The sequence below is a fragment of the Chloroflexota bacterium genome, assembly GCA_023475225.1.
Classification (GTDB): domain Bacteria; phylum Chloroflexota; class UBA6077; order FW602-bin22; family JAMCVK01; genus JAMCVK01.
This window is the reverse complement of record JAMCVK010000014.1, coordinates 59,135-81,541: the sequence shown is the minus strand read 5'-3', so window position 1 is coordinate 81,541 and position 22,407 is coordinate 59,135. Positions and strand designations below refer to the sequence as shown.

At 53.8% G+C, this 22,407-nt stretch carries 14 protein-coding genes; 10 read left to right on the top strand and 4 right to left on the bottom strand.

Annotated features, from left to right (window positions below):
* Positions 1–2,358: a 6-pyruvoyl-tetrahydropterin synthase-related protein gene (locus M1136_02190; protein ID MCL5074448.1), complete on the bottom strand. Its 2,358-nt coding sequence runs from the start codon at positions 2,356–2,358 to the stop codon at positions 1–3.
* 126 nt (positions 2,359–2,484) lie between these two features.
* Between M1136_02190 and selA the strand changes: the two genes are divergently transcribed.
* From selA to M1136_02140, 10 genes are all read left to right on the top strand, one after another.
* The gene (gene selA, locus M1136_02185; protein ID MCL5074447.1) at positions 2,485–3,918 is read left to right on the top strand and encodes an L-seryl-tRNA(Sec) selenium transferase; all 1,434 of its coding nucleotides are present in this window, start codon (positions 2,485–2,487) and stop codon (positions 3,916–3,918) included.
* Between the two features lie 376 nt (positions 3,919–4,294).
* The gene (gene selB / locus M1136_02180) at positions 4,295–6,154 is read left to right on the top strand and encodes a selenocysteine-specific translation elongation factor (protein ID MCL5074446.1); all 1,860 of its coding nucleotides are present in this window, start codon (positions 4,295–4,297) and stop codon (positions 6,152–6,154) included.
* A 74-nt stretch (positions 6,155–6,228) separates the two neighbouring features.
* Positions 6,229–7,401, top strand: a complete 1,173-nt coding sequence (locus M1136_02175) for a zinc-dependent metalloprotease (protein MCL5074445.1) — start codon at positions 6,229–6,231, stop codon at positions 7,399–7,401.
* A gap of 9 nt (positions 7,402–7,410) precedes the next feature.
* Positions 7,411–8,613 (top strand): DNA double-strand break repair nuclease NurA, encoded by a 1,203-nt coding sequence (locus tag M1136_02170; GenBank protein MCL5074444.1) that lies wholly within the window; start codon positions 7,411–7,413, stop codon positions 8,611–8,613.
* A 17-nt stretch (positions 8,614–8,630) separates the two neighbouring features.
* Positions 8,631–9,218: a hypothetical protein gene (locus M1136_02165; protein MCL5074443.1), complete on the top strand. Its 588-nt coding sequence runs from the start codon at positions 8,631–8,633 to the stop codon at positions 9,216–9,218.
* Positions 9,215–10,855 (top strand): ATP-binding protein, encoded by a 1,641-nt coding sequence (locus M1136_02160; protein MCL5074442.1) that lies wholly within the window; start codon positions 9,215–9,217, stop codon positions 10,853–10,855. The genes M1136_02165 and M1136_02160 overlap by 4 nt, the downstream gene beginning before the upstream one ends.
* Before the next feature lie 47 nt (positions 10,856–10,902).
* On the top strand, positions 10,903–14,634 hold the full coding sequence (locus tag M1136_02155) for an Eco57I restriction-modification methylase domain-containing protein (GenBank protein ID MCL5074441.1): 3,732 nt from the start codon (positions 10,903–10,905) through the stop codon (positions 14,632–14,634).
* Positions 14,635–14,674: 40 nt separating this feature from the next.
* Positions 14,675–14,896 (top strand): type II toxin-antitoxin system HicB family antitoxin, encoded by a 222-nt coding sequence (locus tag M1136_02150; protein ID MCL5074440.1) that lies wholly within the window; start codon positions 14,675–14,677, stop codon positions 14,894–14,896.
* 46 nt (positions 14,897–14,942) lie between these two features.
* The gene (locus M1136_02145) at positions 14,943–15,113 is read left to right on the top strand and encodes a type II toxin-antitoxin system HicA family toxin (protein MCL5074439.1); all 171 of its coding nucleotides are present in this window, start codon (positions 14,943–14,945) and stop codon (positions 15,111–15,113) included.
* A 4-nt stretch (positions 15,114–15,117) separates the two neighbouring features.
* Entirely contained in the window at positions 15,118–18,276 is a 3,159-nt protein-coding gene (locus M1136_02140) for a phospholipase D-like domain-containing protein (GenBank protein MCL5074438.1), read from the top strand.
* 44 nt (positions 18,277–18,320) lie between these two features.
* Here the strand turns inward: M1136_02140 and M1136_02135 are convergent, their stop codons facing one another.
* The 3 genes from M1136_02135 to M1136_02125 form a co-directional block, all read right to left on the bottom strand.
* Entirely contained in the window at positions 18,321–19,490 is a 1,170-nt protein-coding gene (locus tag M1136_02135; protein MCL5074437.1) for a site-2 protease family protein, read from the bottom strand.
* A gap of 17 nt (positions 19,491–19,507) precedes the next feature.
* Positions 19,508–20,455: a sigma-70 family RNA polymerase sigma factor gene (locus M1136_02130; GenBank protein ID MCL5074436.1), complete on the bottom strand. Its 948-nt coding sequence runs from the start codon at positions 20,453–20,455 to the stop codon at positions 19,508–19,510.
* 498 nt (positions 20,456–20,953) lie between these two features.
* Positions 20,954–22,360, bottom strand: coding sequence for an 8-oxoguanine deaminase (locus tag M1136_02125; protein MCL5074435.1), 1,407 nt, complete (start codon positions 22,358–22,360; stop codon positions 20,954–20,956).
* Positions 22,361–22,407: the final 47 nt, after the last annotated feature.

Below are 22,407 nucleotides of genomic sequence, written 5' to 3'. Positions count from 1 at the left end.
CTACCTCTCTGTTGTCACCTTGATGGCCTGGAGCGGAACGATGTTCGGCCCCTGTCCACCACCTTCATCCCTCACATACAGTCGTTGCAGGGTGGCAAGGTCATAAAGCCCCACCTCAATGAAATACTCCCCTGGGGTTGTGTGGGGAGGAATAGCGATCTTATGCACGTCGCGAATATATTTCCCGCTTGGCCAGCGGGAGGTGGGAACAAACCCAGGGTGCATGTTATCCGCTTGGGCTATCTTAGTGTGACCGGGTTCCTTCAATATGTGCATGAAAGCGCTATACTCTCTGTCCAGCGGCCTGGTATTCTCCCAATACATGGTAAGGAGAAGATTTTCTCCAGGGGCAACTGTTTCCTTGTCCAGGTCATAGCCCAACAGGAGGATTTGATCCCCAAAATTTAGATGTAGAGGATGGGCGACTCCCTCTACCTTCCCCTGCCCTGACTCTTTCTTGAACCATAGCGTATCGTCGACATAAATAATCTTGAGCAAAAAGAGCAGAATGATTGCTAATCCGAGGATGGCTATCGGCAAGGAGGCGGTTCTGGAGATAGGGGAGGAAGGAGTTCCCCTGGAGACGCTTTTCTTAAGAGATTCCCGACCTTGCCTCCATTCTTCTGGCTTTATAAACAGCAGAAGAAGGATTGTGGCTGGTATGGTCAGGAGAGAGACGAGGTCGGCCAGCCGACGCATGGGCGTATCCTCAAATTGGAGGGTGACGAGATGCTCGCCCTTTGGGACATCGAAGGTGATAAATCCGTAAGGCTCATAGGCCTTTATTGGAACGGGGTGGTCGTCAACATATGCCTGCCAGCCGGGGAAATAGAAGATATCGAAGAGGATACCGAAGTTGTCGGCAGCGTCAACTTTGATCTTCTCAAGGGTTGGGCGCTGTTCAATGGTTTGCACGGCAACGTATTGGGGCAAGGCTCCTCTATCGACCTTAGAGCTCACCTGGTCAAAATGATACTGTGACACTATTGGTGAGCTGGTGGGACGCGATTTTACCCAACGGGGTAGAAACTCTCCAGCGCTGCTTGTCCCGAAGGCGCCGGATTTCAATTCAAATTCAGACAGACTATTCCTCGATAGTTGGCTATAGGAAACGAATGGTTGGGGAGGATAGAGGATGACGAAGCTGGAGGTGAGGGTGAGCAGGAGGGCGATAGAGGTAGCCCAAAAGGTCCTGGACCAGGGCCTGTCATCATTTAGACGGGCGATAAGAGAGGCGGCTAAGAAGGAAGCCGCCAGCCCACTGATGGCCAGCAAGCGCCAGGGGAATTGAGCCAGGGCCAGAAGAGGCAGTCCTTCCCAGATTTTGCTTGAGGCTGGGAGGGTTAGGAAGATGGCGATGCCCAGAAAAAAAGCAAAGAGAAGATGATGGAGGCGCTGCACACGGTCGAATTTGGAGCGGGTGAAGCCGGCGAGCAGCGCAAGCAAGGACAGGATGAGGGGCATGGTGCCTATATTGAAGGTTACGGGAGGATTGGCGCAGCGGAGGTCGATGGATGATGAGGGCTGGGCCAGCTCCGGCAAGGTTAAAAAGTGGTTGTGGAAATCGAAATAGCCGGTTAGCAATTCGTGGAGTTGGACATATCGCCTATCATACAGGGCCGGTAACCAGAAGAAGGCGCTGATTCCCAGGGCTATGCCGAAAGCCAGAACAACCAGCCAAATTCGGTGGGGCATCTTGAGTCCTCTGAGCAGGACGATAAGATAAAGTCCCAAGAAGGGGCTGAAAAGCATGGCCGTTACGTTGTGCGTGAGGATCAGGCTGGCGTAGAGCAGGGAGGCGATCAGAAGGTAGCGTCGTTGCCCGCGAGTGATGACCTTGTAGAAGGCCCAGAGGATCGCCGGCAATAAGGGAAAGGCAAGCATCTGAGCATAATCCCCTCTCCAGTACAGTTCATTAAGGAAGTGAGGGGTGTAGGTGTAGAGTGCGGCGGCCAGTAGGGCTGCTTTAGGCCCCCAGATCTCCCTGGCGAACAGGTACATAGCGAGGCTGGTGGCAATAAGTCCTGAGATGAGGGTCATCTTCAAGCTGGCTACAAAGTCAGCCCCCAGCAGATGGAAGCCCTCTGATACATAGTAGATTAAAGGGGAATAAAAATTGAATAGAGGGTAGCCAAACCCAAGCCAAAGGTCAGGCGCCCAACGGGGATAGAGGATACCCTGGTGGATAAGTTCATCCAGCTGGACGATACGGAAGAGGTGCAGGGCTCCATCACTGGTCAAGGGTAGACCGGGGCTCAGGAGGGGGTAGATGGCAAAAATGGACAGCAGGCAGGCCGACAGTGCATACAGATATTCGGTAACGGCGGCTGATCCGAGCGCTCTCTGTATCGGTTTCATTGGCGTTGTGTCTCGCATTATATCCATCTATGATAGCTGGCACAAGTTGGGCGCTCACTCCTATGGCCATTAGCCAAGAGTGAGGCAAAATGTTAGAATACAGTTGAATAGAGGTGGAGATTAAAGATGCAGGAGAAGTTGCGAGAGCTACCAAGCGTCGATCGCCTCTTGCAGGATGAACGACTGCAAGCCTGCATCGCCCGTTTCTCGCGTCCTACCGTTTTGGAAGCGGCACGGGAGGTGCTTGAGGAGGCGAGGAGAACGATCACAGCCGGCGGCCCCTGTCCCCAGTTCGAGGAGCTCGTGCAGATGATCGCGGCTAGGACTGCCCAGTCCTCAGAGAGCAGCCTTAAAGTGGTCATCAACGCTACTGGTGTAGTGATTCATACCAACCTTGGTCGTGCTCCTCTCTCTCCAGAGGCAACAGCCGCCATGGTTGAGGCGGCCAGCCGTTACAGTAATCTGGAGTATGATTTAGCTGAGGGCAAGCGTGGCTCCCGCCAGGTCCACGTGGAGCGGGCTCTGATCCGCCTTAGTGGGGCCGAGGCGGCCCTGGTGGTGAACAACAACGCCGCAGCCGTTCTCCTCGTCCTCAGTGCCTTGGCCCGAGGCAAAGAAGTGATCATCTCTCGTGGACAGCTGGTTGAAATTGGAGGCGGTTTTCGTATCCCTGAGGTTATGCGTCAGAGCGGAGCCAAACTGGTTGAGGTGGGAACCACCAACCGCACCTATATCTCTGATTATGAAGCAGCCATCAGCCCCAAGACGGCTATGTTGTTACGCGTGCATTCGAGCAACTTCCGTCTCATAGGTTTCACTCATGCCGTGGAGCTCGGCGAGCTGGCCGCCCTCACCCACGGCCGTGGCTTGCTTGTGGTCGATGATCTGGGGAGCGGCGCCTTACTCGATACAGCTGTCTTTGGGCTGGCCCATGAACCTATGGTTCAGGAGAGCATAGCTTCCGACGTCGACCTGGTTTGTTTCAGTGGTGATAAGTTGCTGGGCGGTCCACAGGCCGGGATCATTGTCGGCAAGCGAACGCTGGTTGATAAGTTGAAGAAGCATCCCCTGGCCAGAGCGGTGCGCATTGATAAGGCCAGTCTGGCTGGGCTGGAGGCCACCCTCAGGCATTACCTGCGGGGTGAGGCTTTAGACAAAATCCCGGTATGGTGTATGATCTCCATGCCCTTAGAAGAGATTGAAAAGTGTGCTCAGGAATGGGCGCGTGCTTTCACGGCTGTGGGGGCCAGGGCGGTGGTCATCGAGGGCGAGTCTACGGTGGGCGGTGGTTCGCTGCCCGGAGAGACCTTGCCCACAAGACTGGTTGCCCTTACAGTGAGGTCGGCTGGGGAGCGGGGCGTGGACTCAGGGGCGGTGAAGGAATTGGCCACTCGTCTCCGCTGTGGGCGACCGCCCCTCATTGGACGCATTGATAGAGGGCGCTTCTTGCTTGATCCACGTACTGTTCTCCCCGAGCAGAGGGAACAACTGATTCAAACGGTGCGCCTGGCCCTGGCGGAGCTGGGTCAAGCCGAGTGGGCGAGAAGTCTGAGAGTCTAAGAAGGTAATGATCAACGTGGTTCCAAGAGGGCGCAGCTTGGTAAGGGTCTTTCGGATGCGCCCCACCAAGATTGTGTGTGTCGGCATGTGGTCAAAGGTCAGATCCCCCTCTCCCGCCGGAGCGAGGGTAGTCCAGAAGGGGTGTCCCCTTCTGGGAGGGTTCTAGGGCTCTGCCCTAGTAGGGGCGAGGTGACCTCGCCCCTACTTTCGCTTAAACCCCCAGCATGGGTTCCAAGGGGGCGCAGCCTCCTTGGCAGGGGTCTGGGGATGTGCCCCAGAGTATAAAAAGCCTGCAGGGCTACCTTAAACCCCCCGTGGGGGTTTGGGGGAGATATTCAATGCTCTCTTGAAGAATTGTTCTTAGAGGGTTCTTCTCGTGTATACCATTGGGACGGCTGGGCACGTTGATCACGGCAAGTCTGCGCTGGTTAAAGCGCTGACGGGCATCGATCCGGATAGGCTCCGTGAGGAGAAGGAACGGGGCATGACCATAGACCTGGGGTTCGCCTGGTTGCGCTTACCCAGCGGGCGCGAGATCAGCATTGTGGACGTGCCGGGACACGAGCGCTTTGTAAAGAATATGTTGGCCGGTGTGGGGGGTATTGACCTGGCCCTACTTGTTGTGGCCGCTGACGAGGGAGTCATGCCCCAGACGCGGGAGCATCTGGCTATATTGGATCTGCTGCGCATTAAACGTGGGCTGGTAGCTATCACCAAGGTGGATCTGGTTGATGAGGAATGGTTATCCCTCGTTACAGCTGATGTCGAGGATGTATTGAAGGGGACCGTCTTGGCTGAGGCCCCGATCGTGACCGTTTCAGCTAAAACAAGGGAAGGGTTGAGCCAACTGTTGGCGACGTTGGATGACCTGTTGGCTGATACACCCCCTAAGCGAGATATTGGTCGTCCTCGTTTAGCGGTAGATCGTGTTTTCACCATCACCGGCTTTGGTACCGTGGTTACGGGCACCTTGATTGATGGGCGCTTCCAGGTGGGACAGGGGGTTGAGATTCAACCGGCTGGGCGTCAGGCGCGCATACGAGGATTACAAACCCACAAACAGCGGGTAGAAGTGGCTATGCCAGGCAATCGGGTGGCGATCAACCTGGCGGTGCTGTCTACATCTGATTTGCAGCGAGGTGATATTGTGACTATCCCCGGTTGGTTGCAACCAACGCAGGCGATTGACGTCGGCCTCAGGTTGCTACCCGATGCCCGCCGCCCATTGCCCCACAACACCTTGGTCGCTATGCACACCGGTTCGGCCGAGGTGATGGCCAAGGTGCTGTTGCTGGATCGGGAGGAACTGAAGCCGGGGGAGACGTCTTGGGCTCAATTACGGCTGGCGGCGCCTGTGGCGGTGGTACGGGGCGATCTTTTTGTGTTACGCACCCCCAATGAGACTATTGGTGGAGGCGAGATCGTCGAACCGCACGCCAAACGCCATAAACGTTTCCAATCCGAGGTGCTGCGCTCCCTTAGCCTTTTGACCAGGGGTTCGGTGCAGGATCTTGTTCAGCAATCTCTGGAGGGACGTTTCCCCTTAGAATTAGACCAAGTGGTGCAGCGCTCTGGGCTGCCGCGTGAGCAATGCTTGGCTATCCTCCAGGAATTAGTCCAGTCTGGTCAGGTCATTCCCCTTGATAGCTATTTCCTTACAGAGAATAGTTGGCGGGTTCTGGCGGAGAGGGTGGAGGCCATTTTGGGCAGCTATCATCAACAACACCCCCTTCGTCTCGGTATGCCAAAGGAAGAGGTGAGGAGCCGCCTGGCTCTACCAAGCCGTGCTTTTAATGAGACGGTCGCTCGGCTAGCTCGTGAGGGGCGCCTCGTGGAAACAGATTCTAAGTTGCGGCTGGTGGAACATCTCCCCCAGTTTACCACAGAGCAGCAAGAGAAGGTGAAGCAACTGCTGGTACTTCTGGCGGAGCATCCTCATGCGCCACCATCTCGCCAGGAGTTGGAACAGCAGCTCTCTCTGGAAGCGGAGGTGATCGACAGTCTTATCGAGCAAGGGAAATTGGTCAAGGTGAGCGATAGTCTGGTCTTTTTGCCCTCCGCTTTGGAGAAGATGAAAGCTGAGATCGTCAACTATATATCCAATAGGGGAAGCGTTACTGTAGCGGAGGTACGTGACATGTTTAAGACTAGCCGCAAGTACGCTCTGGCCATAATGGAGTTCCTGGATGAACAGAAGGTTACCCGTCGGGTGGGTGACGAACGCCTCCTTCGCTAGGTTGACATTCGATAACCAGGGTCGGTATTCTGGTGGACAAGCAAACGGTGTAGCGCCACTTTGCAGAGGGGTCAATGGCTAGGTATAAAGTTAATCTGACTAAGGGGTTACTTTTCGGGGCGATGCTGGGCGCCTTCTGGGTAGCCAGCAGACGTTATAGCGACTACGTCCCCCGCCTGATAAATTGGGAGCGGGTGAGACGCCTGGCCGTGCGTATTGCCCTGCAAAAGGGTGGAGGGCTGCCACTCTCCCGAACCGAGCTGTCCCAGCGTTACGGGGCGCTGGTCCACTACAGTGCAGAGCTTATTGCGCGTTATACGGGTCAGAAACTGCCCCAGCCTTTAGAATCAGTTTTTGTCTTCGATCGGATCGACTGGATCGATGCCAACCTGGCCAATTTCAAGCTACTCTTTGAACCGTTAGAACGAGTAAACTGGGAGGCGCTTCGGAGCGCCACCATCGGATCGCGCCTGTTTGGTGGCCTGAGTCAGGTGGTCCTCAGCGCTCAATTGGGCGCCCTGATGGGCTATCTGTCGCAGCGAGTGCTGGGTCAATATGACCTCTCTTTACTCGGTAAGGAGCCCTTAACCGCTGGTCAGCTCTATTTTGTGGAGCCTAATATCCTTGATTTGGAGCGGCATCTTGGTTTGAGTGGTGAGGATTTACGCCTGTGGATTGGCTTACACGAGACCACTCATGCTTACGAGTTCGAAGCGCACCCCTGGTTACGGGATTACTGGAACTCTCTATTGAGGCAATATATCGAAAGCATCAGTGCCGAGCTGATGAGGGTGCAGAGTGATGGCCTTCAGTGGCGTCGCCTGGTGGGGCACATTGGATCAGGGCTTTTCCGAAGCAGGTATCTGCTCGAGCTCGTAATGGCTCCTGAACAGCGGCGTCTCTTTCATCAGATACAGGCTTTAATGTGTCTGGTTGAGGGCTTCAGTAATCACGTTATGGATCAGGCGGGCAGAGCCCTTTTGCCGAACTATAAGCTATTGAAGACATACTTTGAGGAAAGGCTCAGGCAGAAAAGCGCGGCGGAGCGTCTTTTTATCAGATTAACGGGCTTAGATGTTAAACTGGAACAGTATGCCCTTGGTGAGCGCTTCGTGGCTGAGGTGGTGCGTCGCCAGGGCATCGAGTTTTTGAATTTGGCCTGGCAATCGCCGGCGACACTTCCCACGCTTGAAGAGGTACATCAGCCACGTCGCTGGATAGATAGGATAAGAAGTCAGATGGTTTAGGGGGTTGCCTTGGGACTCAACGTCAGCGCAGTGAGCAGACAGGTTCGGCAGATGGCCGAGGATATGCGCACCGATGAGGCGGGCCAGGATACGTCTCTTCAGCTCGCCTTAGCCGTCCTTTCCGGGCAAGCGGCAGATCTCTCTAATGTCCAGGCCAAGCTGGCACGAAGCCAAACCGGTTGGTTAGTGGCCCGTCCGGTGGAAAGGATGCAACTGTGCCGCTCCTTGCCGGAAAAGCCAAACGTTTATTCCGTCATCGCTACCGATGGATCGCAGATCGAACCTGACCGCCACGGCCCGGTGCTTTGCTGCTTGATCAATATCGGCACTGCTGTCCTGCGCTATGGTCCTAACCCACGGGCCGAGCTTAGCAGCGATCCCCGGCTGTATTACAAGGATGAAGACCTGTATCTCTCGGCAAAAAACAGACAGATCCTGATGGATGGCAGCATTCTGGGGGTCAAACGTCATGTGGCTGAGTTGGAAAGGCTCGTTGATTTTGCTCAAGTCGACTGCTCGGAGCAGCCCCTCATTGGTTTGCAGGATGGTTCTTTTATTCTCTGGTCCCTTTGGGCCCTTGAGGGGCGCAGTGGATTAGAGCCCTTCCGTATGTCACTCTTGAAGCAGTTTGTCGCTTCCCTTGAGCGGTTAAGAAGCCTGAGCGTACCGATTGCCAGCTACATCAGCCGCCCTCGTGCTACTGATGTAGTTAGCGTCTTGCGGGTAATACTGTGCCCTTATCCCGTCGCTGATTGCGACCAATACTGTGCAGAAAGTTCTCTACAGGCTAAGGAGCCGTGTGCTGGGTTGGCCAAGCTCGCGGACCGGTGGCTTTTCCGTCACCTCCTCTCCGCGAGCGGTGATCGATCGGCTATTTTTATGAGTTCTTCTTCAGTTTCTCTGGATTACTATGCGGCTAACAGGGTCTACTTCTTCTATCTGAATGTTGGACAGGAGATCGCCAGGGTTGAGATACCCGAATGGGTGGCTCTTGATGCGGGGAAGCTGGATCTTGTCCATGGGACCATTTATGATCAATGTCTTCGTGGTGGGGGCTATCCCAGGGCGTTGATTGAAGCCCACGAGAAGGCCGTCATCGGCGCCTCTGACCGTCTCTATTTTCAGGAGATGGTGGATCGGGCGCTCATACATGAGGGTATAAGGCGGCGGGTGTCAGAGAAGGCACGCAGCAAGCGCCTACGGGCCATTTAACTGGTTAGGAGGGGCGAGTGAGCGAGAGGATCGGAGAGGTAATTGAGGCCAGTACTACGGAGTTTGTCGCCCAGAGCTATGAATTACATCAGCCTCCACCTTTCGGTAGCTTTGTGCGGGTGACTGATGCGGCCATCGAGATCTACGGGCTGGTGGCCAATACGAAGACAGGTAGCATCGACCCGGGTCGTCGTCCTATCGCTCGGGGCAAGGATGAGGTTGACGAAGAGGATGTCTATCGCCATAATCCGGAGTTGCCAGAGCTGCTGCGGACTGATTTTACCGTGGTCATCGTTGGCTTCCGTGAGAACGGAGTCATTTATCAATATCTACCCCCACGCCCACCACGCATCCACGGCTTTGTCTATGCCTGTTCACCAGCAGAAGTAAGGATGTTCACCACGGAGCTGACCTTTTTACATACGTTGATTTCCTCTGTGGCCCACGTGGCGGTCGACGAGCTGATCGCCGCCTGTCTCCGCCAAGCCAGTACGGCGCGTGGCAATGATCGTTCCTTCCTGATCAATGCCGGTAAGGAACTGGCTATACTGCTGATGAACGATATCAATCGCTTGAATGCTGTCCTACGGAGGATCAAAGTATGAGTGGGAATCCTTCGCCCGATCAACGGGAGAGGTTAGGTATCGTCGTCGCTGGCTCACTCAGCGAGGGGTTAGAAGCCCGGCTCGATGCTGATTGTTCCGTGGAAGATATGGCTGTTGGCAGATACGTCGTCATTGATGGGGAGAAGCGCAAATTCTTTGGTATGATTACCGATGTGATGCTTGAGGCCAGCAGCCCCCAAATTGCTATGTCTCCTCCCGATGTATCTGATCCTTTCATCGCCGATGTCCTGGCTGGGACCAGCACTTTCGGGGCCCTGAAGATAGCACCGATGCTGACCATCGGACACGACGCCTTCAGCCAGATGATGGGGCCACAACCGGTGAAAACGATACCCAGTCATTTCTCTCAGGTGAAACAGGCCACAGCCGAAGATGTAGCGGCTGTCTTTGGGCAGGAGGATGATAGGCATTTTCACATTGGAACTCCGCTGGATATGGAAACCAAGGTCTGCCTGGATCTCAAGAGGCTAGTCGAACGGAGCAGTGGCGTTTTCGGGAAGTCTGGGACCGGCAAGACCTTCCTCACCCGCTTGTTGCTTACGGGTATAGCCCAAAAGAGGGTGGCGGTAAACCTGGTCTTTGATATGCATAATGAGTATGGCTGGCAAGGGACGATGGAAGGTGGTCGCTATGTCAAGGGGCTGAAGCAGCTCTTTGGGGTGCACGTAGCTATCTTTGCTCTGGATGAAAAATCGGCTCGTGACCGAGGGGTTATGCCAGATTTTGTGGTGGAGATAGGCTACGATCAGATTGAGCCGAATGATGTGCTTATGTTGCGTGAGACCCTCGAGTTGACCGAAGCCCAGATTGAGTCGATCCACCGCCTGGCCCGCATATATGGAGAGAGCAGATGGTTTGAAGCCTTCATCGAGATGGATGGGTCCGAACGCGATGCTTTGGCAAAGGAGGTGGGGCTGAATCCTGGCACACTGCAAGTGTTGCATCGAAAGATGGATACTCGCCTGGCACGCTTGCCATTTCTGAAGAAAAAGGTGATGGATGATTCGGTGCAACGGATTATGGAGTGTTTGGCCAGGGGCGTGCACGTTGTTCTGGAGTTCGGGCGTCACCGGAACCTCGATGCCTATATCCTGGTGGCAAATATTCTAACCCGGCGTATTCATGAGCGTTACGTGGAGCAGAAAGAGCGGGCTATGGGGGAGAAGGAGCTCGAACCGACTCCCCTCGTTATTACCATCGAAGAGGCTCATAAGTTCCTTAACCCCCAGGTAGCGGGACAGACCATCTTCGGCACCATTGCCCGAGAGATGCGCAAATATAATGTCACATTACTAATCGTTGATCAGCGGCCGAGCGGTATTGCTGATGAAGTGATGTCGCAGATTGGAACCCGTGTCACCTATCTCCTGGACGATGATAAAGATATCTCCGCCGTGCTCACGGGGGTATCTGGCGCACAGCTCCTGCGTACCGTTTTGGCTAAACTGGATTCCAGGCAGCAGGCTCTTATCCTGGGGCATGCTGTTCCGATGCCCGTAGTCATCCGGACGCGCGATTATGGCACACCTGAATCATACGCAGAGCTACAGTTTGTGGAAGGGGCGCGTCTGCTGGAGAGGGCCAGACAGGATATTGAGGATCTCTTCGGCAAATAGATCATTCGGTAAATTCGGTAAATTGTTATTTCATAGGGGTCTTCAGCATGGCTGGGGTCGAGGACATAGGAAGGGTTCACTCCAGAGAAGCGCTCAGTCGATACCTGAGTGAAGGCCTTGGCTACCGTGTTACTGACGTCTCTTACCCGCCAAAGCAGCTTGCTATTCCTTCAAAGCCATCTGAGGCCATTCAGTCGGTTCACTTGCTGAGTGACTACGACAAGGCCTTCCAGGTTTATCTACTCGAGACAACCTCTTGGACCCGGACTACGGTTCGCTCTATCCTTGAACCTTTTTACCGTCATCATCCAGCGGGTGACTACCTTTTTATCTTCACCAAGGACTATAGCCAGTTGGCCTTCGTTAGTCCACTCCGCATCCTCAGACCAGAGAAGCCGATGCCCGCCTTGCAGCTGCGAATCCTACCCCTGGAACCAGCTAATGTCTACCACACAGACCTGGAGGTGCTTCACGGCATTGCCCTCACACCTGAGGAGCAGCAACCTGAAATAATACGCCGGAAGCACGAAGAAGCCTTCAGCGTTGAACGAGTCACCAGCGAATTCTTCGAGACCTACGAGCAGATACTTGAGCGGCTCAAGGGGACTCTTGCTGCCCAGCGTAAGGGCAACGATAGTCAAGTGCATGGCTTTGCCCAGCGGCTACTCAACCGGCTGATGTTTCTTTACTTCCTTCAGAGAAAGGGCTGGTTGAAATGGGGCGATGGCACTCCTGACAAGCGCTATATGCGCAATCTGTGGCAAGGGTATTGTGGGGAATCCCCGCATAGAGGATTTTACCGCCTTTGGCTATCATCACTTTTCTTTTATGCCTTTAATAGGCGCACAAGTCTGATGCCGCTGGACCTTCCCGGTGACATCAGGGCCTCTTTCCAGCTAGGGATGCCTTTCTTGAATGGCGGTCTATTTGTCGAGGATGACCTGGACAAGCTCGGATTCGATGTGCCGGATGAGGTGTTCGTAACCCTCTTCGACCGGACCATCGATGGAACTTATCCCGGATTATTGGAGCGATACAATTTCACCATTCAGGAGAGTTTGCCCCTTGAGGTAGAAGTCGCGGTAGACCCGGAGATGCTGGGGCGAGTATACGAGTCCCTAATCAATAAAGAGGACCGGCATCAGGCGGGCATCTTCTATACCCCGAGGATAGAAATCGACTACATGTGCCGCTTATCTCTCATAGAGTATCTACATGAAGCCACCGCCTTGTCCAAGGATACACTTATTCCGCTGGTAATGTCACCGCTGTCTGAAGATGGACGAAGGGAATTGGACGGGCTGGCCAGTCCAGAGGTCAATCGACTCAGGGGGGCTTTGGACTCGGTCAGAGTGGTTGACCCGGCGGTAGGCTCGGGCTCGTTCCTGGTAGGGATGATGAACGTTATGGTTCAACTGTATCGGGCTATAGCCGAGCACCAGGGTCATCCTGAGAATGAGTTTGCCCTCAAGAAGCGCATTATCTCGCAGAATCTCTACGGTGTTGATGTCAAGGATTGGGCGGTACGAGTCTGTGAGTTGCGGCTGTGGCTGTCGCTCATTATTGAGAGCGAAGAGAGCCAGATGGATATCTATAATCAGCCCTTGCTCCCCAATCTCACTTTCAAGGCACGGCAAGGTGATAGTCTGGTGGAGGAGATCGCCGGCATACCTCTATCCCTCAGGGCTGACTACGCTCATATTCCACCAGCGCTTAAACGGCAAATCCAGACCATCGTGGAGAAGAAAGCGGACTACTTCCGTGGTGACCGCTCCGTCAAGAAGCACAACATTGAGTATCTTGAGCACCAGCTCCTGCGCAGCGTCCTGGACGCCAAGGTAAAAGCCATCGACGCTGATATCCGAAAGCTAGAGTCACCCCAAGAACAAGCCTTTCAGGCCGGCCTTGAAGAGATAAGGGGCGGTCTCGATATAACCCAGACTCTTCTTAAGCAGCAGGAAGAGGCCCGTGCTAAGGTTCAGCCTCAAATAGATGCTCTCAGAGGCGAAAAGGGGCGCCTGCAAAAGGTAGCGGCGAGCATTGGCAAAAAGGGGGAGAAGGACTACTTTCTCTGGGATATTGACTTTGCTGAGGTATTCTTAGAGAAGGGCGGTTTTGACATCTGCATTGGTAACCCACCCTATGTGCGCCAGGAAGAGATAGCACCACCTCTAGCCAGAGCTGAGGATTACGACCCAGACAAATGGCGTGAAATTAAGAAGGGCTACAAGGAACGACTTGAGAATGCTGTTAAGGCTCACTGGGGTAAGGCCGTTGCCAGGATAGATAAGAAGAGCGACCTCTACATCTATTTCTATTACCGGGGGCTTAACCTGCTTCGCCCCGGCGGTGTTTTCTGCTTTATCAATTCCAACTCCTGGCTGGATGTTGGCTATGGCGGTTCATTACAGCAGTTTCTGCTGAGGAACATTAACATTCGCCAGATTATAGATAACCAGGCCCGCCGCTCCTTTAAGGAGTCCGATGTTAACACCGTTATTGTGCTCCTCCAGCGCCCCAAAGATGGCCACTGGGAAGCCTTAGAAGGGAACATCTCCAAGTTTACTGCCTACCGGGTTCCCTTTGAGGCGGCGGTTAACGCTGAGAATCTCCTGCTCCAGGAGTGGACAGACAGCATCCAGAGTGTTCCTGAATTTCGAGTCTATCCTATTAGCCAGGAAGACCTGTGGCTGGATGGTCTAGAGACACCTGAAGAAACCGAAACTCCCGCAATGGAGCTAGGGGCTGAGCACGGCAGGTATTCCGGTGGCAAGTGGGGTGGTAAATACCTGCGGGCACCAGACATCTTCTTCACTATTCTGGAAAAAGGCAAGGACAAGCTGGTCAGGCTGGGGGATATCGCTGAGGTGCGCTTTGGCATCAAGACCGGCGCCAACGAATTCTTCTACCTACAGCCTACGGGCAATCCTGCCCCAGCCGGCTTAGTTCATGTCAGGAATGGGGCTGGATGGGAAGGCTTCATTGAAGAGGAATTTCTAAAACCTGTGATTAAAGGCCCGCAAGAGGTTAGGGGCGTTGTAGTCAGACCCGAAGGTCTGAGGTTCAAAGTATTCATGTGTGATAAAGCTAGGACGGCTCTGATAGGCACAAGGACGCTTGAATACGTGAGTTGGGGCGAGAGAGCGGCGATCACTGTGAAACAAGGTAGCTCTAAAGGCGCCATCATCACTGGCTACCAGAACCTGCAGACCCTGGTCGCCAGGGAGCCGTGGTACGATTTGGGAGCGCATGCGTTTCCAGATATAGTCTGGGTAAAGTCCATTAACGATTGCCATAGGCAGGCCAGAATTGAGAGTGAGGTGCTTGTTGACCAGAGGCTATATGAAATACTTTGCCCAGATGCCGACAAGCTCAATGTTGTCCTGAATTCTACCCTAACGATGCTGAGCAAGGAGCTATCAGGCAGGGTCAATCTTGGTGAAGGAGCCCTAGACACAGCCGTATACGAGGCTAAGCGGTTATTGATTTTGCACCCACACCACCTAGCAGAATCCCCAAAGCTAGCTGAGGCGACCTTGAGTTTGGAAAAGCGTGATTCAAAGAGCGTATTCGAGGAGTTTGGCCTACCCAAGCCCAGCAAAGACTACTCCAACATCCACCCTGAGGATGTTTCGCTAAACAAAGTGTTGCCAGACCGGCGTGAGCTGGACAGAGTGGTGTTTGAAGCCCTGGGTTTAACCGAAGGTGAGCAAGTGGAGGTTTATCGGGCAGTGGTCGGGCTAGTGAAGAATAGGCTGGCGAAGGCAAGGAGCGTATGATTGGGGTATAATTTGGGATATAATGGTTAAGGGAGGCGAGATGACCAGATATCGGTTTACTATCTTAGTTGAGCAGGATGAAGACGGGGTTTATATTGCGTCTTGCCCAGCCTTGCAAGGTTGTTATTCCCAGGGCGAAACTTATGAGGAGGCAGTCACTAATCTGAAGGACGCCATCCGCCTTCATATTGAAGCTCGACAGGCCGTGGGGGAAGTCATCCCTCTTGAAGTGGCCGTGGATGAGGTAGAAGTGAGCGCCTAAACTTCGCCCGGCCAAGCCCCAGGAAGTTGTCGCTGTCCTTAAGGAGTTGGGATTCGAGTTAATCTGTCAGAGCGGCGGCCATTCAGTGTGGCGGCACCACGATGGCAGGTGGACGACTGTGCCCATTCATTATGGCAAGGATCTCGCCAAAGGGACAATGCGCAAAATTCTAAAGGATGCTGGTATCACACCGGACGAGTTCGAAAAGTTATTTTGAGATTATGGAAATCCCAGATATTATCGATAACAGCATTGAGGGCAGTAAGCTTTCTGACATACTGAACCGGGTGCTTTCTGCTGACGTATCCGCTGAGTTCGCCACGGCCTATTTTAACCTGGCCGGCTTTGCTCTCCTGAAGGACAATTTGACTAAGGTCAAGCATTTCAGACTCCTCCTTGGGCGAGAGCCGCTGATGGGTGAGCCTCGGCCCAGTATGGGAGCTCTGGTCGGTGAAGACCTTCGCGCTGATACAGAAGACGCTATGGGGCAGCGTGAGACCCCTCATTTGATCAAGGAATTAGTGGACTTCCTAAATCGGGAAATGGTGCAGGTACGTCTTCATACAAAGCAATTTCTACATGCTAAGGCTTACGTTATTGAAGGCCTGCCTTTTGTAGGCACTCTGGCTATACATGGCTCTTCCAATTTTACCAGTGCCGGTCTCACTCGCCAGGGAGAACTCAACTCAGTTCGGAAAGAAGCATCCGCGGTCAGGGGGATAAAGGACTGGTTTGACCGCTACTGGACAAACTCTGACGATTTCAAAGGGAAGCTTATTGAACTTCTTTCTGATTTCACGATCAAGTATACCCCGTTCGACATTTATATGAAGGCTCTCTACGAATACTTCAAGGACAAGTTCCAGATGGAGGTTAAGGTTGACGGCCCAAGCCCTATTTTCCTGGCCGACTTCCAGAGGGATGGCTATCTGGCGGCCAAGGACATACTTGAAACCTATGGTGGGGTGATGCTGGCCGACTCTGTCGGGCTGGGGAAGACCTACCTGGGCTTGAAACTGCTGGACGATTATGCCTACCGCTTGCGCCAGAAGGCATTGGTCGTCTGCCCGGCTCAACTCAGGGACCTCTTGTGGGAGCCCAAACTCAGGGACTTGGCTATTCGGGCAGACATCGTTTCTCAAGAGGAGTTGGGGCGCAATACCTTCGACATCCAAAAATTTCTGGAGTACGATGTTATCGTAGTGGATGAATCGCATAACTTCCGCAATTCAATCGCTAACCGCTATGACAACCTTAGCCGGCTCCTAACCCTTAGCAAGCCAAAGAAGCTCATCCTTTTAACCGCCACGCCAGTTAACAACTCTATATTCGACCTATTCAACCAGGTTCAACTTATCACCCGCGGCCACGATGATTTCTTTTCCTCGATGGGCATACGGAGCCTGTGGGGCTACTTTCTCCAAGTGGAAGCTAACAAGGATCATCTCTACGACTTACTCGAAGAGATTACAGTGCGACGAAGCCGCCACTACATCCGCAAGAACTATCCCCAAGCTATCATCGACGGGAAGCCGGTACGCTTCCCCGGCCGTGGCCTTCACACCGTCCGCTATAGTCTTGAGCAAACCTACGCTGGCCTCTATCAGGAGATCGCTGATACCATCGAAAACCTCAATTTGGCTAGCTACAGCCTCGATGCCTATCGGAGACAGGTGCGCCAAGGGCAGCTCGCCCTGTGGGAGACCTTGAAGGAACGCCTTCTTGGGCAGGGATGGGAGCCAAAAGAGGCTGAAGACTTCACCATGCGTCTGGGGAGGCAGCTCAGTTTGGTGCATATCCTGAAGACCCTTTACCTGAAGCGATTGGAGTCGAGTGTTGAGGCCCTACGCATCAGTCTGGACCGACAAAAGAGGTTCCAGGAAAAGTTCCTCGAGATGCTTAGAAATGGCCGGTTGCTCGACGCCGCAACCTACCGGCGAATCTTCGTTTGGAATGGCAGTGATGATGAATCTACGGATGAGGGTGAGATCGAAGAGTTGCTTACAGCCCTTCCGGAGGTGGACCCAGCGGGGTTTGACCTAGAGGCTATCGAGAGGGCTGTTGAGCAAGATGTGGGCGCGCTTAGTCAAGTCCTCGACCGCTTCCCAGAGCCGGTGGCTAAGCACGATGATAAGCTGCGCAGTCTTAAAGAGCAGTTGCTGGAACTAAGAGACAAAAAACTGGTGATCTTCACCTACTTTAGGGACACGGCCCGTTATCTTTACTGTGAGCTTCAGGCAGATGAGGATTTCCAGGCGAAGCTCCGACGCCGCATGAGCATAGTTGATGGTGGTGTGGACGCCAGAGAGCGAACCGACAGGGTGATACGGTTTTCGCCGATAGCGAATGAGCGCCGCTATTTGAAGGGTACTAACCGTGAAATCGACCTGCTCATCAGTACGGATGTTCTCAGCGAGGGGCAGAACCTACAAGATGCAGACACAGTCATCAATTATGACCTTCATTGGAACCCCGTCCGGATGATCCAACGAGCAGGGAGAATTGATCGCATCGGCTCCGAATGGGACATGGTGCACATCTTCAACTTCTTCCCGGAGGACAATCTCGAGGCGTTGCTTAAGCTGGTTGAGCGACTATATGAGAAGCTCGATGCCATAAAGAGAAGCGTAGGCCTGGACGCCAGCACCCTGGGGGAGGCCGTGGACCCCAAGGAGTTCAACGCTATCCGTCGTATAGAGGCCCAGGACCTAACTATCCTCGATGAGCTAGAAGAAGCTTCTGAGCTTACCACGGGCGAGTTTGTCAAACAGGAACTCCTTGATTTCCTGAAGAAGATAGGGGAGGAGAGGCTCCGGCGCATACCCCTGGGCGTTGGAAGCGGCATGAGAAGGGAAGGACAACGTGGCCTCTTTGTCTACCTAAAGGGGGGTGACCGCCATTTTTGGTGCTACTATGACTCAGCCACGGAGAAAATAACCGAGCGGAAGCTTGATATCGTCCATCTCATCCGCTGTAACCAGGTCACACCGCGGGCTGAACCCGAATTCGATGTTTATGAAATCATTGACAGGGTCAAGGATCGCATTGTAAATCGCTTCAAACAGCTCCAGACTAGCCCGCTTACCTTCAAAGCACCCCAGAACCAAATCGTCAACCTGCTTCAAACCGTGAGGGGCCAATATGAGGTGGCCGATCTCCTAGCCTATTACGCAACGCCTCTCCCCAATACCTTGTTACGCCCTCTGCGCAAAATGTGGGATGAGTATCGTCGAAACGGAAACGTTGCGGATCTAACATCGCATCTGACGGCCTTTGCCCAAGACAATCCTGTAGCTCCTGTTGCTCCGCCAATTGTCGGCCCCGGCGAGGGGGTCCAGAAAGAGGATTTGAAGCTGGTATGCTGGCTGGCAGTGACTTGAGAGCACGGGTACTGCCCCTTGTCACGGCTAGTTAAACATTCCGCCTAGCGATGTAGTCCAAGTTCCTGGCGCACTCTGAGAAAGCGGATCAGGTTACTTCTAGTGATCATCCCCACGAGTTGTCCTTGATAGACCACTGGTGCTTGGTTCAAGTCGTGTCCATCGAGGGTGGCCAGGACTCGACCAACATCGTCCAGGGGGCTCACCGTGCGCAGGTCTTCTGCTTTAGTCATCGCCTCTCGGACTGTTCTGGTCAGCCACTGTTCCTGGGGTACATGCTTAACATCGCTCAGCGTGATCATACCTATGAGATGTGTTCTCTCGACCACAGGCAAGGCACGAAGGCCACGCTGGAGGATGTAGTGGTTTACCAGCTCATCGAGAGTGATGTCAGGTTCGACCGTCGTGAAGTCGCGGATCATCATATCGCGGACCGTGATCCCCTTGAGGGTCTCTTGAATCATAGTCTGGCGGTAGCTCATTTCTGCTGCATTATTGAGGAACCAGCCGATGAACATTAACCACAAGCCATTCAGCCAACCCCCGGCCAGGTTAATTGCTAGCGAGCCCAAGCTGAAGCTTAAGCTCATTCCGAAGGCCATCATTAGTCCGCTGAAGACGAAAGCATAGCCGATTGTTTGTCCCACTGCGGTGGCGATGCGGGTGGCTCTGATTAAGTTCTTAGTAATGGCCCAGATAAGGGCGCGCAGGACGCGCCCGCCATCCAGGGGAAAACCAGGGATCAGGTTGAATACGGCCAGCATGAGATTAATGGTGCAGAGATACAGGCTGATAGCGGCTGCCTCTTCGCTAAGGCTTTTGGTGAGTACCCACGTCATCCAAAACAGTGCGGCGAGGGCCGTGCTGGATGCTGGACCAACTATAGCGACCAATAACTCATCCGCTGGTTTCTCTGCCTCCTTGGTGATGCTGGCTACGCCTCCGAAGATGAACAAGGTGATGCTCCTTACGGGAAGTCCTTTAGAAATGGCTACCAGGGAATGAGCCAGCTCGTGAACTAGGACGGAGGCGAAGAGCAATAGGCTGCTCAGGGAGCCGATCATCCAATACATGGGGATGGACCAATTGGGGTACTCTTGAGGGAAGTAGGATCCAGCCAGGGACATTGTGACGAGTCCGAAGACGATCAACCAGGTATAGTGCACTCCGATGGCTATGCCCTTCAGACTGCCAAGGTGGATGGAGCTTTCCATTGAGAGTTTAATCTCCTCTATTCAGTGGGGTGGTATGAAGCGTGTAATCTCTTCGCTGCGGCTGAGTGACGTATCTTACGCAGGGCCTCGACTTCCATCTGGCGGACCCTCTCTCGGCTAAGCCCAAATGCCTGGCCGATCTCTTCCAACGTTCGTTGTTTTCCATCATCGAGCCCAAATCTCAATCGCAACACCTTTCGTTCACGAGGGGTGAGATCTTCTAGAACCTCGTCGATCTCCGCACGAATGAGGTATTGAGAGGCGAGCTCCTCTGGACTGGACATGACCTCATCTCTGAGTACATCGCCCAATCTACTCTCCTCATCCTCACCCACCGGTGTCTCGAGGGAGATAGGCTTCTGGGCGGCGGCTAGGGCTTCGCGCAGCCTAGCGGGGTCCATATCCATAGCCTTGGCCACCTCCTCAAGGCTAGGGTCGCGGCCCAAAGTCTGCAGCAGCTGACGGTAGGTACGAATAAAGCGGTTAATCGTCTCTCCAATGTGCACTGGAAGACGGATGGTTCTGGCTTGATCGGCGATGGCTCGAGTGATCGCTTGGCGAATCCACCACGTAGCGTAGGTAGAGAATTTGTAACCCTTACGCCAGTTAAACTTCTGCGCAGCACGAATAAGGCCGATATTACCTTCCTGAATCAAATCGGAGAGACCGAGCCCCCGACCAGTATATTTCTTGGCGATGCTGACCACAAGGCGCAGGTTTGTCCGCACCAGCCGTTCGCATGCGCTGATATCGCCTTTTTCAATTCGTTGGGCCAGGGTGATCTCTTCTTCGGGACTCAACAGAGGGATTCGGCCGATCTCTCTGAGATACATTCTTATCGGATCTGGGCCAGCCCCCTCCTCCCGATCTGGCGGAGAAGGCTCCCTGGAGCGATCCTTTGGCTGGGCACGCTGTTGCTCTAGGGCTATTGAATCAGTGATCGCCTGCTTATCGTCCTCGATCATTTGAGACCCCTACCCGATCTAGCAAAGACTGAGCGTACGCGCTCGATCCAGTTGTTTCGCCGTTCGCCTGAGACCATAACTTTTACCAGCTGGGTTAGGCAAGGTTCTCCTCTCCCAGGTCCCAGGCTATCCAGCAAGACTCACAAAGCTCCAATTGTTCGGATAAAGTCCCATTAAGAACACCTGCGGGGATGAGGTGCGTTTTTTCTCTGGCCACTGGGTTTCCACAGTGGGAACATAAGATATATTCTCTACTCGTGACCTCTCTCCCTGGGATAAGGATATCTTCTTCCACATCAATTCCTTCCATCAGCATTCAAAACAGGGTTTATACTGGTGAGGCCATTATAGCAGAAATCATTTAATTTCTATATCTATCTTTGATAGTAAAGAAGCGGCGTGCTGAGAGGCAATGCCTCTCAGCACGCCGCTGGATATTCCGATCCCTCGAACTGGTGCGCTGATCAGCTGGTATGGAAACAATGCTCCTTAAGAGGTTTATACGGCGCAAGCGTAATAGTTTAGACCGGTGAACCGCATAGCCTTCTCCAACATCTCTGTAGAAAGCTTGTTAGCTTCCTCAACCAGCTTTTCCTCGTCAACATTGACCAGATGGCTGTCCCTAACGACGATCTCTCCATTCACGATGGTCGTGTCGACGATGTGAGAGTCTCCGGAGAATACGATGGCCGCTAGAGGATCGCTGAGTGCTCCAGCATAGCCCAGCACATTGAGGTTGATCAGCGCCATATCGGCGGCCTTGCCCACTTCCAAACGGCCAATATCGTCTCGCCCGAGGATGGCTGCCCCACCAATCGTACCCATCTCCATTACCTTCTCCGCCGACATTGAGCCGACGCCGCTGGTGAGGCGATGCAGCAGCAAACAGGTGCGGAGTTCCCCCAGCATATCTGAGGTATCGTTGCTGGCACTTCCATCCACAGCTAGCCCCACGTCGACCCCCAACTCGAGCATGCGCGGGATGGGTGCTGCCCCGGAAGCCAGGCGCATGTTAGATGTCGGACAATGAGCCACCTTTGAACCGGTAGCGGCCAGCTTGCGGCACTCCTCCTCGTTCAGGTGAACGGCATGGGCATACCAAACATCAGGTCCCACCCATTCCACCGATTCCATGTAGGCCAGAGGGCGCAGCCCAAATCGCTCAAGACAGTATCTCTCTTCGTCCTTGGTCTCGGCCAGGTGTGTATGCAGCCTTACGCCCTTTCGGCGGGCGAAGCGGGCCGTCTCCACCAAAGATTCTCTGGAGACCGAGAAGGGAGAGCAGGGAGCGAGAGAGATGCGCAACATGGAAAGGGGTCTCGGGTCATGGTGCTTGTTTATTAGCCGTTCCGAATCCTGCAGAATCTCCTCCTCGCTTTGCACAACATCATCAGGTGGCAGCCCACCCTTGCTCACGCCCAGCGACATGCTCCCCCGGCAGGGTTCAAAGCGTACGCCAAGCTTCGCTGCGGCCTCGATTTGCATATCGATCAGGTTGCCGGGAATATCGCGCGGAAAAACGTAGAAGAGGTCTGTCGTCGTAGTGCAACCTGTTTTCAGCAGCTCGCCAACGGCCACCTGGGTGCTGACATACACGGCCTCCGGCGTGATATTACGCCAAACCTCGTAAAGATGCTTCAGCCAGGGAAAAAGCTCCTCATCCTGCATCAAGGGGATGTTGCGTTGCAGTGTTTGATACATATGATGATGGGTATTGACCAAGCCAGGGATAACCAGCTTATTCCTGGCGTCGATGACCTCATCAGCCTTACGGCTTAGACCTACCCCAATCTCAATGATCCGATTTCCCTCAATGTAGATGTCGCCGTTGGAGTATCGTTGTCTAGAAGTGTTCATCGTGACTATCGTATGCGCATTTTTGATGAGCTTCGTCTTGCTCCTCATCTAGAAGATCCTCCTTAACTTAATTTTCAGGGGGACAATCTCGTCGT